Annotated in this window: 15 protein-coding genes; 1 reads left to right on the forward strand and 14 read right to left on the reverse strand. The window is 64.4% G+C overall.

The window, feature by feature from the left end:
• Nucleotides 1-8 precede the first annotated feature (8 nt).
• From AC1DFR_RS09330 to AC1DFR_RS09380, 11 genes are all read right to left on the reverse strand, one after another.
• Nucleotides 9-293 carry a F0F1 ATP synthase subunit epsilon gene (locus AC1DFR_RS09330; RefSeq protein ID WP_018775711.1) on the reverse strand — a complete coding sequence of 95 codons (285 nt, stop codon included), beginning with the start codon at nucleotides 291-293 and terminating at the stop codon, nucleotides 9-11.
• 1 nt (nucleotide 294) lies between these two features.
• On the reverse strand, nucleotides 295-1,749 hold the full coding sequence (atpD, locus tag AC1DFR_RS09335; protein WP_018775710.1) for a F0F1 ATP synthase subunit beta: 1,455 nt from the start codon (nucleotides 1,747-1,749) through the stop codon (nucleotides 295-297).
• An 81-nt stretch (nucleotides 1,750-1,830) separates the two neighbouring features.
• Nucleotides 1,831-2,724, reverse strand: coding sequence for a F0F1 ATP synthase subunit gamma (locus tag AC1DFR_RS09340; RefSeq protein ID WP_028276063.1), 894 nt, complete (start codon nucleotides 2,722-2,724; stop codon nucleotides 1,831-1,833).
• Nucleotides 2,725-2,800: 76 nt separating this feature from the next.
• Nucleotides 2,801-4,438: a F0F1 ATP synthase subunit alpha gene (atpA, locus tag AC1DFR_RS09345; RefSeq protein WP_026266817.1), complete on the reverse strand. Its 1,638-nt coding sequence runs from the start codon at nucleotides 4,436-4,438 to the stop codon at nucleotides 2,801-2,803.
• A gap of 83 nt (nucleotides 4,439-4,521) precedes the next feature.
• Nucleotides 4,522-5,349 carry a F0F1 ATP synthase subunit delta gene (locus tag AC1DFR_RS09350; RefSeq protein ID WP_230008751.1) on the reverse strand — a complete coding sequence of 276 codons (828 nt, stop codon included), beginning with the start codon at nucleotides 5,347-5,349 and terminating at the stop codon, nucleotides 4,522-4,524.
• Nucleotides 5,349-5,900 (reverse strand): F0F1 ATP synthase subunit B, encoded by a 552-nt coding sequence (locus AC1DFR_RS09355; protein ID WP_223916021.1) that lies wholly within the window; start codon nucleotides 5,898-5,900, stop codon nucleotides 5,349-5,351. The genes AC1DFR_RS09350 and AC1DFR_RS09355 overlap by 1 nt, the downstream gene beginning before the upstream one ends.
• A 48-nt stretch (nucleotides 5,901-5,948) precedes the next feature.
• On the reverse strand, nucleotides 5,949-6,167 hold the full coding sequence (gene atpE / locus AC1DFR_RS09360) for an ATP synthase F0 subunit C (protein WP_003804776.1): 219 nt from the start codon (nucleotides 6,165-6,167) through the stop codon (nucleotides 5,949-5,951).
• 125 nt (nucleotides 6,168-6,292) lie between these two features.
• Entirely contained in the window at nucleotides 6,293-7,093 is an 801-nt protein-coding gene (gene atpB / locus AC1DFR_RS09365) for a F0F1 ATP synthase subunit A (RefSeq protein ID WP_223916023.1), read from the reverse strand.
• A gap of 91 nt (nucleotides 7,094-7,184) precedes the next feature.
• Nucleotides 7,185-7,547 carry a hypothetical protein gene (locus tag AC1DFR_RS09370; protein WP_476873179.1) on the reverse strand — a complete coding sequence of 121 codons (363 nt, stop codon included), beginning with the start codon at nucleotides 7,545-7,547 and terminating at the stop codon, nucleotides 7,185-7,187.
• Nucleotides 7,540-8,025: a Cg1360 family ATP-synthase-associated protein gene (locus AC1DFR_RS09375; RefSeq protein ID WP_230012011.1), complete on the reverse strand. Its 486-nt coding sequence runs from the start codon at nucleotides 8,023-8,025 to the stop codon at nucleotides 7,540-7,542. The genes AC1DFR_RS09370 and AC1DFR_RS09375 overlap by 8 nt, the downstream gene beginning before the upstream one ends.
• Nucleotides 8,026-8,154: 129 nt before the next feature.
• Nucleotides 8,155-9,279, reverse strand: coding sequence for an MraY family glycosyltransferase (locus AC1DFR_RS09380; protein WP_476848847.1), 1,125 nt, complete (start codon nucleotides 9,277-9,279; stop codon nucleotides 8,155-8,157).
• 305 nt (nucleotides 9,280-9,584) lie between these two features.
• Between AC1DFR_RS09380 and AC1DFR_RS09385 the strand changes: the two genes are divergently transcribed.
• Nucleotides 9,585-10,481, forward strand: coding sequence for a glycosyltransferase (locus AC1DFR_RS09385; protein WP_476873180.1), 897 nt, complete (start codon nucleotides 9,585-9,587; stop codon nucleotides 10,479-10,481).
• Between the two features lie 33 nt (nucleotides 10,482-10,514).
• Here AC1DFR_RS09385 and AC1DFR_RS09390 read toward each other — a convergent pair whose 3' ends face one another.
• Genes AC1DFR_RS09390 through prmC form a run of 3 tightly spaced genes read right to left on the reverse strand, consistent with a single transcriptional unit; the run spans nucleotide 10,515 to nucleotide 12,969 of the window.
• Nucleotides 10,515-11,282 (reverse strand): WecB/TagA/CpsF family glycosyltransferase, encoded by a 768-nt coding sequence (locus AC1DFR_RS09390; RefSeq protein WP_476873181.1) that lies wholly within the window; start codon nucleotides 11,280-11,282, stop codon nucleotides 10,515-10,517.
• A complete protein-coding gene (locus AC1DFR_RS09395; RefSeq protein WP_476873182.1) occupies nucleotides 11,279-12,043 on the reverse strand; it encodes an L-threonylcarbamoyladenylate synthase in 765 nt (254 codons plus the stop codon). The genes AC1DFR_RS09390 and AC1DFR_RS09395 overlap by 4 nt, the downstream gene beginning before the upstream one ends.
• Nucleotides 12,040-12,969 (reverse strand): peptide chain release factor N(5)-glutamine methyltransferase, encoded by a 930-nt coding sequence (gene prmC / locus AC1DFR_RS09400; RefSeq protein ID WP_476871075.1) that lies wholly within the window; start codon nucleotides 12,967-12,969, stop codon nucleotides 12,040-12,042. Before prmC ends, AC1DFR_RS09395 begins: the two co-directional genes overlap by 4 nt.
• Nucleotides 12,970-12,983 lie beyond the last annotated feature (14 nt).

Consider the following 12,983-nt stretch of genomic DNA (forward strand, 5'->3'; position numbering starts at 1 on the left):
AGGTCGTGCTAGCGGATCCCCGCAGTAGCCGCTTCGCCCATTTGGGCGTTGTCAGCAACAATGACCACCCTGTTGTTGTCGACAGAGAAGAATCCCCCGTCAACAACTACAGCGATGCGGTCACCGGATACCGGCTCGATTGCCAGTTCACCTTCGGCCAGAATCGCCAGCAGGGGCGAGTGGCCGGGCAGGATTCCGATTTCACCATCGCTGGTGCGGGCCTTGACCATCTTGGCCGCTCCGGACCACACAAAGTGGTCCGCTGCGACAATCTCAACCTCAAGCTCAGCCATATTACTTGGTCTGTTCCTGGATCTTGGCCCACTGGCGCTCGACGTCGTCCAAGCCACCGACGTTGAAGAACGCCTGCTCTGCAACGTGGTCAAGGTCGCCGTCGCAGATAGCGGTGAAGCCTTCCACAGTGTCCTTGATGGACACGGTGGAGCCCTCGACGCCGGTGAACTGCTTGGCGGTGTAGGTGTTCTGCGAGAGGAACTGCTGGATGCGGCGTGCACGGGACACGACGATCTTGTCTTCTTCAGAGAGTTCGTCAACGCCAAGGATGGCGATGATGTCCTGAAGTTCCTTGTTCTTCTGCAGGATCTGCTTGACGCGGACGGCCGTGTTGTAGTGGTCGTGGCCGATGTACTGCGGATCCAGGATGCGTGAGGTCGACGTCAGCGGGTCAACGGCCGGGTACAGACCACGGGAAGCGATTTCACGGGAAAGTTCCGTGGTCGCGTCGAGGTGTGCGAAGGTCGTGGCCGGAGCCGGGTCGGTGTAGTCATCTGCGGGAACGTAGATGGCCTGCATCGAGGTGATGGAGTGGCCCTTGGTGGACGTGATGCGCTCCTGGAGGAGGCCCATCTCGTCAGCCAGGTTGGGCTGGTAGCCCACGGCCGACGGCATGCGGCCGAGGAGGGTGGAAACCTCGGAGCCTGCCTGGGTGAAGCGGAAGATGTTGTCGATGAAGAGCAGCACGTCCTGGTTCTGCACATCGCGGAAGTACTCCGCCATGGTCAGGGCGGACAGTGCAACGCGCAGACGCGTTCCCGGCGGCTCGTCCATCTGGCCGAACACAAGGGCGGTGTCCTTGAGGACGCCGGCCTCTTCCATTTCGACCCAGAGGTCGTTACCTTCACGGGTACGCTCGCCGACACCGGCGAACACCGAGGTGCCGCCGAAGTTGCGGGCAACACGGGTGATCATTTCCTGGATCAGCACGGTCTTGCCGACGCCGGCACCACCGAACAGGCCGATCTTGCCACCCTTGATGTACGGGGTGAGGAGGTCGATCACCTTGATGCCGGTTTCCAGCATCTCGGTGGAGCCTTCCAAGGTCGCGAAGGCCGGAGCCTTGCGGTGGATAGGCCAGCGTTCGCTGATCTGGAGTTCGGACTCGGCAACGTCGAGGGGCTGGCCCAGCACGTTGAAGATGTGGCCCTTGACGCCGTCGCCCACGGGCACGGAGATCGGGGCACCGGTGTCCACCACGTTGGTACCGCGGACAAGTCCGTCGGTGGCCTGGAGGGAGATGGCACGGATCAGGTTGTCACCCAGGTGCAGGGCAACCTCGAACGTGATGGTTCGGGTCTCACCGTTGAGAGTGATCTCGGTGGTGAGTGCGTTGTAAATCGAGGGGATTGCGTCAGCCGGGAATTCGACGTCGACAACCGGGCCAATAACACGTGCAATACGACCGGTAGCACCGGACGTTGCGGCTACGTGATCGGTAGCAGTGGCAGTCATCTCTCTCACTTCACTCAGTAGATGGCGTGGGGTTAAGTTTATCTTTTGGTGCAGGTACAGCTGGATCCGGGCTCGTGCTGGCTAGGACGCGGACAACGCGTCGGCACCGGCAACGATTTCGGAAAGCTCCTGCGTAATTTCAGCCTGACGGGCAGTGTTGCGCAGACGCGTGTACTTCTTGATGAGATCCGTCGCGTTGTCGCCGGCGGACTTCATCGCACGCTGGCGGGCTGCAAGCTCGGAAGCTGCTGCCTGCAACATGGCGGCGAAGATACGTGATTCGATGTAGCGCGGCAGCAGGGCATCGAGAACCTGCTCCGTTTCCGGCTCGAATTCGTAGAGGGGCAGCAGGTCCGATTCGGACGCGGCTTTCTCTTCGACAACCTCGAGCGGCAGCAGACGGACGACCGTCGGCTCCTGGGTCACCATCGACTTGAAGCGGGTGTAGACGACGTGGATTTCGTCGACGCCGCCCTCTTCGTAGGCGTTAGCGAATTCGGCCAGCAGTGCTTCACTGACTTCGCGCGCGGTCGCAAACTCCGGTGCATCCGTGTTGCCGGTCCATACGCGAGCGTATTCACGGTTCCGGAAGTCGAAGTACGCCTGCGCCTTGCGGCCGACCAGGAACGTCTTGACTTCCTTGCCTTCCCCGTGGAGCAGCTCGTTGAGGCCTTCGGCCTGCTTGAGGACACTCGCCGAGTAAGACCCCGCGAGGCCACGGTCCGAGGTGATGACCAGGACGGCGGCCCGGCGGATCTGCGCCGGCTCGGTGACCAGGGGGTGGTCGATTTCGCTCTGGCTTGCGACAGCAGAAACGGCACGCGTGATCGCGTTCGCGTAAGGCAGTGAAGCTGCTACGCGTGCGCGGGCCTTGCCGATGCGCGAGGTAGCGATCAGTTCCATCGCCTTGAAGATCTTGCGCATCGACGTCGTCGAGCTGATCTTCTGGCGGTAGACCCGGATCTGGGCTCCCATACTTATCCTTTCCTAAGATCCCGATGGCCGGGACTGCCGGAACCCGTGCGGGTCCCGGCAGTCCCTGCCAGCGAAACTAGCGCTTCTGCTTGACGATTTTTTCCTGGTCGACCTGATCCTCGCCGATGGGGGCGTGCTCCTCGTGCCCCGCACCGACCAGGAGGTTGTCTCCCTCGCCGAAGAAGCCCTTCTTGAAGTCCACGATTGCGGTCTTCAGTGCTTCAGCGGTGTCATCGTCCATGACGTTGGTCTGGGCCAGCGTCGTCAGGATGGAGGACTTGTGCTTGAGGTGCTCCAGGAACTCGGTCTCGAAGCGGTTGATGTCTTCAACCGGAACCTCGTCCAGGTGGCCGTTGGTGCCGGCCCAGATGGAGACGACCTGGTTCTCGACCGGGAACGGCGAGTACTGGCCCTGCTTGAGCAGCTCCATCAGGCGTGCACCGCGGGTCAGCTGCTGGCGCGATGCGGCGTCCAGGTCCGAGGCAAACATGGCGAAGGCCTGCATGTCGCGGTACTGGGCCAGTTCCAGCTTCAAGGTACCGGAGACCTTCTTCATGGACTTGACCTGGGCGGCGCCACCAACACGGGAGACGGACACACCGACGTCAACAGCGGGGCGCTGGTTGGCGTTGAAGAGGTCCGACTGCAGGAAGATCTGGCCATCGGTGATGGAGATCACATTGGTCGGGATGTAGGCGGAAACGTCGTTTGCCTTGGTCTCGATCAGCGGCAGACCGGTCATCGAGCCTGCACCGAGCTCGTCGGAGAGCTTGGCACAACGCTCCAGCAGACGGGAGTGCAAGTAGAAGACGTCGCCCGGGTAGGCTTCGCGTCCCGGCGGGCGGCGGAGCAGCAGTGACACTGCACGGTAGGCCTCGGCCTGCTTGGACAGGTCATCGAACACGATGAGGACGTGCTTGCCGCCGTACATCCAGTGCTGGCCGATGGCCGAGCCGGCGTACGGTGCCAGGTACTTGAAGCCTGCGGGGTCGGACGCCGGGGAAGCCACGATCGTGGTGTATTCCAGGGCGCCGTTGTCCTCGAGGGTCTGGCGGACGGCTGCGATCGTGGATGCCTTCTGGCCGATCGCCACGTAGATGCAGCGCACCTGCTTCTTCACGTCGCCGGAAGCCCAGTTGGCCTTCTGGTTGATGATCGTGTCGATGGCAATGGCGGACTTGCCGGTCTGGCGGTCACCGATGATCAGCTGGCGCTGGCCGCGGCCGATCGGGATCATGGCGTCGATAGCCTTGAGTCCGGTCTGCATCGGCTCGTGGACCGACTTACGCTGGGTCACGCCGGGTGCCTGGAGTTCCAGGGCACGGGTGGTCTCGGCCTTGATCTCGCCGAGGTCATCGATGGGCTGGCCCAGCGGGTCAACCACGCGGCCGAGGAAGGCGTCGCCAACCGGCACGGACAGAACCTGCCCGGTGCGGTGGACTTCCTGGCCTTCTTCGATTCCGGTGAAGTCACCGAGGATGATGACGCCGATCTCGCGGACGTCGAGGTTCTGGGCCAGGCCCAGCGTGCCGTCTTCGAAGCGAAGCAGCTCGTTCGCCATGACCGAGGGAAGGCCCTCAACACGGGCGATGCCGTCACCTGCGGTTGTTACACGGCCGACCTCTACGCGCTCTGCGTTTCCGGGTTCGTAGGACGCCGCGAACTCGTTCAACGCATTACGGACGTCGTCGGCGTTGATGGTCAATTCGGCCATCTGCAGTCCCTGCTCTCCTGTTTTCGTGATCATCGTTGCTCACGATGACCGGGGTTTCTTGTCGTTAGGTTGTGCTTGTCCGGCTAGCCGGCAAGCTGACGCTGGAGCTGGCCCAGGCGGCCGGCGACCGAAGCGTCAACCACTTCGTCACCTACCTGGATCCGGATGCCACCGATCAGTGCCGGGTCAACATTCATGTTGATCTTGAGCTCGCGCCCGTAAAGGGCGTTCAGCCCCGCCTGCAGGCGGCTGATCTGCGTCTCCGTCAGCGGACGGGTGACGTCGACCGTTGCAATCCAGCGCTGCTGGCGCTTGGCGGCAAGCTCGGCGAAACGGCGGACCAGCCTGGTGACCTTAAGCCCGCGCGGAGCCGTGACGGCCTGCCCAATCAGGACTTTCGCGTCCTCGCTCGCACCGGGTACGAGTTTGTCGGCGAGGGACACCTTGGCGGCCGGGCTGGCCTGCGGCTCGGACAGAGCACGCTGGACCTCGTGGCTGGACTCAACGGCCTGGTTGAAGGAGAACAGATCGTTCTCCAGCGATTCCAGTCCGCTGAGCCCGGAGGCAGAGACGGCCGACTTGTTCTCGGCAACAGCGATGACCACCGAAGCGGCAAGAGTCTCGAGTGCATCGCCGATATCCCGTGCCGATGCCCAGCGGGAGCTGGCCAGTCCGGCTGCGATTTCAACAGCGTCAGCGGATACTTTCCCGCCGAAGAGCTGCTTGACCAGCGCCGACTTTTCGTCACCGCTGCGGGACGGGTCAGTCAAAGCACGGCGCAAGCCGGCCGAGCTGTCCACGGTTCCCAGGATTCCGAAGAGTTCCTTTGCCAACTGCAGCGACGCGGTGGGAAGCTTGGCCTCCAGTGCCGCCAGCGCAGCGGCCAGCGATTCGCTCGATACACCTGCCATTACTTAGCTACACCCGCGTTCTGGTTCTCCAGATCTGCCAGGAAGCGGTCCACCACTCGGGCCGACCGTGCATCGTCGCTCAGTGCCTCGCCGACGATGCGGCTCGCCAGCGTCGTGGCCAGCGTGCCGACCTCCGCGCGGAGCGACACAACGGCCGCCTGGCGCTCGGATTCGATCTGCGTGTGGGCCTGCGCGGTGATGCGGGCAGACTCGGCAGCCGCCTTCTCCTTCAGCTCTGCAAGGATCTGGGCGCCTTCGGCGCGTGCTTCCTCGCGGATGCGGTTGGCTTCGGTGCGGGCTTCCGTGAGCTGCGCCTTGTACTCTTCGAGCGCTGCGGAGGCCTCGGCCTGGGCCTTTTCGGCCTTGGCGATACCGCCCTCGATGGCTTCGGCCCGCTCTGCGAAGGTCTTCTCGAACATCGGGACAACGTACTTGACCACGATGAACAAGAGGAGCGCAAAGCCGGCGAAGACGACAAGCATTTCCCAAGGATTGGGAACGAGGGGGTTAGTACCGCCTTCGGTGGCGGCTGAGATGATCGCTTGATTCATATTTCACCCGTCCTTATCTACTCGGTTCTGGATGTTCGGTTGTTCTGTTTACTTAAGAACGAACGCGAAGACCAGGCCAAGGATGGCGAGGGCTTCAGTCAGCGCGAGGCCGAGGAATGCGATCGGCTGCAGGACGCGCTGGGCTTCCGGCTGACGTGCCACACCGTTGATGTAAGCGGCGAACACGAGACCCACACCGATACCACCGCCGATGGCGGAGAGGCCGTAGCCGATGAGGTTGAGGGAGCCGTTGATGGAGCCTTCCATTTTTCTTCCTTTCAAGATGCCACCCATGTGGCAGGTTGTTTGGGTTGCTTCATCCCCGTGAGGGGAAGACTATGTTGTGCCGGCTGGGGTTGTGCCTTCTGGCGTGTGCGCCTGAAGGCCTTCGCCTAGTGGCTGTCGGCGTGCAGCGCGCCTTCGATGTAGATCGCGGTCAACAGCGTGAAGACGTAGGCCTGCAGCACCATGATCAGCGCTTCGAGCATGTACATGGCGATCGCACCGCCAAGGACGAGTACGGACGCGCCCTTGAGGAGGACGTTTTCCTGCATCACGAGGTATTCGATGCCCGCACCGGAGATCATGATGATCAGGTGGCCGGCCAGCATGGTGGCGAACAGACGGAGGCTGTGCGTGACCGGGCGGACCAGGAAGTTGGAGATGATCTCGATCGGTACGACGATCGGGAGAATGTAGAACGGCACACCGGACGGAACCGTGGCCAGCTTGAAGTACTTCAGGCCGCTCTTCCGGATGCCGACGGCGATCCAGGTGACGTACACGATCGCGGCGAGCACATAGGCACCGCCAACGTGCGAGAAGGTGGGAAGCTGGATCAGCGGGATTGCACCGTAGATGTTGTTCACGAGGATGAAGAAGAAAAGCGTGAACAGCAGCGGGACATACTTCATGAAGTCCCGGCCGCCGATAATGTCCTTGGCGATGCTGTTGCGGACGAAGCTATAGGCGGCCTCGCCAGCGAACTGCAGCTTGCCGGGAACCAGCTGCTGCTTCCGTGCAGCGATCACAAAGAATGTACCGATAATGACGACCGACAGGATTACCAGCAGCATCTGCTTGGAAAATCCGTCGGCAGCACCCCAGGGGATGATAGCCGGCAGGTGAAGTTCTTCAATTCCAGGAGGCGTGAAGGTTCCTGAATCTTGGGCCGGGAGCGCAAGCGCGATCAACGCGTTTCCTCTCTGCAGTGTCCATCATTGGGCGTTGGGCGGGGACCGGCGACATTGGTGCCCGCCTCTCCCCCTGTGAAATTATTTGGCATTACTGTTCCTCGTCCTGGGACGGGCCACGTGCAGCAGTGCCGTCATCAGCTGAAGTTCTGTTACTGGTGAGGCCGTGCATATGAGAAAGATAGAACCCTCCCGCAGCTCCAAGCAGAGCGCCTGCGAGCACAATCCAGCGGGTTCCCCACAGATTATCCAGTCCCCACCCTATCAAACTCCAGACGATGATTCCGCCAACAATGTAGCTGAAGACGGCGATTCCGGCGTTGTATCCGCCGTCGCTTCCGTCGGTCGATACACCGGGGGCACCGGACGTAGTTTTGGGTGATTTGGCTGGCTGGTTTTCTGGTCCGGTACGTGGTCCGGCAACTGGCCTGCGGCCGGATTTGCGGCTAAACATCGGTGCCGCCTTTTCGCGTTTCGGGATCGTTGTAAATCTGGAGCCTGGCCTTGCTGAAACCGTAAATTTCGGCTGCCTGCCAGAACACGACAGTGACGACGGCGCCGATCAGGAACCAGCGGCCGTGCAGCCAGGCCGGGGCGCCGATGACGAAGAGGACCACGGCGAAGCCGACAACCTTGACGAAGTACGTCGCGACGAACAGTCCGATCGCTCCCGAGGGGTTGTTGCGTCCGACGAAGTGGCCCACCGCGAGGCTGATGGCAAAGAAGGCCATCACCAGCGCGCCGCCGAACAGGGCGGACCAGAGCCCCACGGCGCCGTTAAAGATGAAGGCGGCCGTGCCGGTCAGCACCAGTGCTGCGGCGGAGGCCGCGGAGCTCATTGCCAGCAGCCTGAGCCACAGGGATTTTGTGGGGCCGGAGACGCCAACGGGTCCGTTGCCGGAAGCGGGTTCCGGTTCGGCGTTGGAGGTCATCAGATCCCAATCGTCGCTGGCGTATTGCTGGTCAAGGCAGGCGGCGAAGTACCGCCCCTGAATTCTACATTAGATAGAAATTATTCGGAAAAGCGCGTCGGAGCGGGTTCCCCGGGCATGCCGGTCAGGCTATTCGGGAGTGCGGGCCATCTGCCTCGGCCCGCGCTGGCGCAGGTACGGCCAAGCAGTCGCCACGGCCATGATTGCCGCGGCGGCCAGATCGACGGCGAGGACTATGTGCCAGGGGAAGATCGCGAAAGCGAGGCCGCCGAAGGCAAGGATGCAGGTCCACAAGTACATCAGCACGACGGCGCCGCGGTGCGAGTATCCGATGTCCAGGAGTTTGTGGTGCAGGTGTCCGCGGTCCGCCGACCACGGCGACCGGCCCAGCGCTGTCCGCCGCACCACCGCCAGGCACAGGTCCAGCAGCGGCAGGAACAGCACCGCGAACGGCAACAGGATGGGGATGATCGTGGGAATGCCGTTGGCCCGGTCGTAGAGGCCTGAGCTGATCTGGCCGGTCGAGACGACGCCGGCCGAGGCCATCAGCAGGCCAATCAGCATGGCCCCGGAATCGCCCATGAAGATTTTGGAGGGGAACCAGTTGTGCGGCAGGAAGCCGACGCAGCTGCCGACCACGACGGCGGTCAGCAGGGTGGCGAGGTCCGAGCGGTCCAGCAGGACGGCTGTGCGGTGGACCCAGTAGGCCGTGAGGAAGAACGCCGCTCCGCCGATGATCGCCACGCCCGCGGCGAGCCCGTCCAGTCCGTCGATGAAATTGAACGCATTCATGGTGGTGACGATCAGCCCGGCCGTCAGCACAATGCTCACGGCCTCGTTCTGGATCACGATCGGCTCTGGAATGAACGGGATGATCGTCATCCGGACCCCCCAGGTGGCCACGACCAGTGCCGCTGCGCTTTGGCCGATCAGCTTGACCCACCACCTCAGGTCCAGCAGGTCGTCCGCCACGCCGACAACGACGATCACCGCGGCCCCGGCCAGGATTCCCCATGGCGCCGTGTTGTTCCGGAAGATGTCCTTGACGAAGAACGAATTGCTCGCCGTGACCAGGGCAACCAGCACGCCCGCGAAGATGCCGAGGCCGCCGAGCCGGGAGATCGGGGTGGAATGCATGTCGCGGCTGCGGATCGGGGAATACAGCTCCAGCTTGTTGCCCGCGAGCCGGGCACCCCATGTCGCCGCGTAGGTCACGATCGCTGCCGTCAGCATCATGAGCAGGTACATGATCACGGGACGACCACCAGCCAAACGCCGTCAGTACCGTCAGCACAGGCACCGCACGCCGGCACGTCCCGCAGCACCGGACGCGCCGGTGAGCTGCGGAAATGGGGTGGATTCGATTGCGGTGGAACTGTCTTTCGAAAAATGAAACTTCTCCGTCGCCGTGCGCAGGGCAGGCAGTGCGTAGTGCCTGACAGGGCTGTATTACAGTGGACTCTAGTCAAGATACTAATGCCAACGGCCACCTGTCTTCGCGTCACACGGCCCTCTGCCGGCGGGAAAACCACTGACGGTCGTGCTGAAAGGACCCCGCGATGACCCCCTCGGTTGCAGTCGCTGCCGTGACGTTTGACCGTCCCAGGGAGCTGGCGGTCCTGATGGACGCCATCAACAACCAGACCGCTCCAGTGCAGTCCATTTGCCTCGTCGACAGTGGCACCGTGCCGTCGACGGACGTTGCCGGCCAGCACGCCAACGTGGACTATGTCCGGTCCGAGGCAAACCTCGGCGGCGCCGGCGGATTCTCGTTGGCCATCCTCAAGGCCGTGGCCAGCGGGGCTGACTGGATCTGGATGATGGACGACGACGCCGAGCCGGCAGATCCCGACTGCCTTGCCACGTTGCTCCGTGAGGCCCAGGAACGTGGTCTGGACGCCGTCGTGCCCCTCGTGGTGGCCCCCGGCCACCCGGACCAGCTGTCCTTTTTCTTCCGGCTGGACGGCAAGGTCACGCATGAGCGCGCGGAGGTGGAAAAGGTCGGATTCCTGCCCGACGACGGGCACTTCTTCAACGGCGCCCTGATCCGTTCCGATGTCTTCTTCAAAGTCGGCCTGCCGGACATGCGCCTTTTCATCCGTGGCGACGAGGTGGACTTCACGCTCAGGCTCAGGAAGGCCGGGATCCGCTTCGGCACGGTGACCACCGCCGCCATCACGCACCCGCACGCCTTCGCTGAGACCAAGCACGTCTTCGGTGCGCGGTGGCACGTGATCGTTCCGGATTCCGCCTTCAAGCGCTACTTCTACTACCGGAACCGCGGGTACATGATCCGCCGCCACTTCCGGGTCAAGTCCTTCATCGCGGATGTGGGCGGCTACCTCGGCTACTTCCTGCGCAGCGGCGACTTCCGCGGGCTCGCTGACTGGTTCCGCGCGTTTTCTGCCGGGCTCCGCGGCAAGGGCTTCGGCCCGCTGGAGGACCAGAAGTTCTGACCGTGGTCCCCCGCCCGCAGCCCCGCCGGCAGCCTAGGGCTGCCGGCGCAGGCGCCGGCGGAGCAGCAGGCCCAGCAGCACCCAGGGTTCGCCGAACACCCGGTAGGCTACCCGCTGCGGGTGGAGCATGAGCCGCCAGGCCCATTCGAGTCCGAGCCGGCCGATCCAGCGCGGCGCCAGTTTCTGCACACCGGCAATCTGTTCGATGGCGCCGCCGACGGTGCAGTAGACCGCAGGCGGAAGCGCGGCAAGCCGGCGGGCCATGACCTGCTCCTGCAGCGGCATCCCGAGGCCCAGCAGCACAAGCTGCGGGCGCAGCCGGTTCAGCCATTCGACCGCGGCTTCCTCAACTTCCTTGTTCCAGCCTTCGCCGGGCATCCCGTCGACCCGCGCCCCGGGGACGATCTCCCGCAGCCTGGCCACGGCACCGGCGTTGGCCACGGCGCCTGCACCGATGACCGCAATGCGCTCCAGTCCCGCGACATTGCCGAGCGCGGGAATCCAGTCGGTCGACCCCAGCCGGTAGTCCATCACCGGTTCCCTGCCGTCGTCCTCTTCGCCGGTCTTCGCCCAGAGCCAGAGCACCGGTGCGCCGTCGATCAGGACCACGTCGCTGCGCTCATAGAAAGAGCGGAAGGCAGGATCGGAGTGCAGCAGCGTCACGCTGTGCAGGTTGTGCCCCACCACGATCCGGGTCCGGCCCTCGGCCATGAACGTGCTGAGGACCGCGGTCAGCTCGGACACCGTCACGGGGGTCGCTTCGACGTCGAGGAAAGGGACGCGCTGACGCTCCAGCGTCATGCGGAACCGGGCTCCGGGGCAGCGTCGCCCAGCGCAGCGGCGGACTCTGCGGCGGCGGACTCTGCGGCCGGCTCCGGAGCGTCCGCAGCATCGGGGGCGTTGCCGTCGATGTCCAGGACGCCGGGCACCACGCCGCGCAGGCGGTCGAGGCTGATGGCTCCCTGCCGGACGACGCGCAAGGGCAGCGCCGTCGCGTCGACGATGGTCGAGGCGAGGGCCTCGGCGCCGTCGGCGGGCCGGGGTCCGCCCTCCAGGTAAACCTCCACGGATTCCGCCAGCTGGGCTTCGGCGTCCGCGGCGGTCTGCGCCGCGGCGTGCCCGGTGCGGTTAGCGGAGGACACCGCGAGGGGTCCGGTAAGCGTCAGCAGGTCCTGGGCGATCTCGTCGGCCGGGATCCGCAGGGCGACCGTGCCCTTGGTCTCGCCGAGATCCCAGTCCAACGACGGCTGGGCATGCAGGATCAGGGTCAGGCCGCCGGGCCAGAACGCCTCGGCCAGCCGCCGCGCCTCGGCCGGAACGTCCGTGGCCAGGCCATCGAGGGCGTTCAGCCTGGGGATCAGCACGGGCGGCGGCATCTTCCGGCTCCGGCCCTTGGAGGCGAGCAGCAGGGTCACGGCAAGGGGTGAAAAGGCGTCGGCCGCAATCCCGTAGACCGTGTCCGTGGGAAAGACCACGCACTTGTTCTCCCGGATGGCCCGTTGGGCGTGCTCAAGTCCCGCAGCGCGCTGCTCGGCCGCCGTGCAATCGTAGCTAGTCGTCACTGGCCTATTCTTTCATCACTTGTCACACGATTTTTCGCGGCCGTAGGCCCTGACGGTGCCAGGACGGCGCTGGTGGCGCGGTCCTTGCCGTTGAGGTCACGGTGCGTTGTCACCTCGGCGAACACCCCGGCGCGTTTGAGCATCGCGGCGATCCATTCCGACTGGACCTCGGCGTGCTCCATCACGAAGTAGCCGCCGGGAACCAGCAGGCGGGCAGCCGAGGCGGCCGCCGCCGTCGGAAGTTCCATCCCGTCCGCTCCCCCGCCGTAGAGCGCCTCGGGCGGGTCGTGCAGCGCCACTTCGGGTTCGTTCGGGATCGCTTCGGCGGGGATGTAGGGCGGGTTGGAGACGACGACGTCGAACGTGCCGTTGTGTTCGGCCAGCGCGTCGCGCAGGTCGCCGCGGATGAGGTGGACGCCCAGGGGAGCCAAGTTTTTCGCCGCCCACGCGTGCGCGAATTCGCTGAACTCGACCGCATGGACTTCCGCGCCGGGAACCTCATGGGCGATCGAGCCTGCAATGGCACCGGACCCGGTGCCCAGGTCCACGACCTTGGGGTGCGCCAGTCCGTCCAGTTGTTTCCTAGCGCTGAGCCAGTCCAGGACCAGCTGCACCACGGATTCGGTCTCCGGCCGCGGGATGAACACACCGGGACCGACGGCGAGTTCGAGGTAGCGGAAGTGCGCCACGCCCGTTATGTGCTGCAGCGGGATCCGCTGCGCCCGTTCGGCGACCAGGTCGGCGTAGCCTTCCGGCGCCGGCGCGTCCCCGAGCATCAGCGCGCGCAGCCGGCCCAGTCCGATGCCGAGCAGGTGCTCCGCCAGGAGCTCGGCGTCCACGCGCGGGCTGGGCACGCCGGCCGCCGCGAGGACCGCCGTCGCCTCGCTGACGGCCTCCGCGAGGCTCGGACCATCACCTGCAGTCATCACCAGTGACCCGC

The organism is Arthrobacter sp. 05T410 (assembly GCF_056396505.1).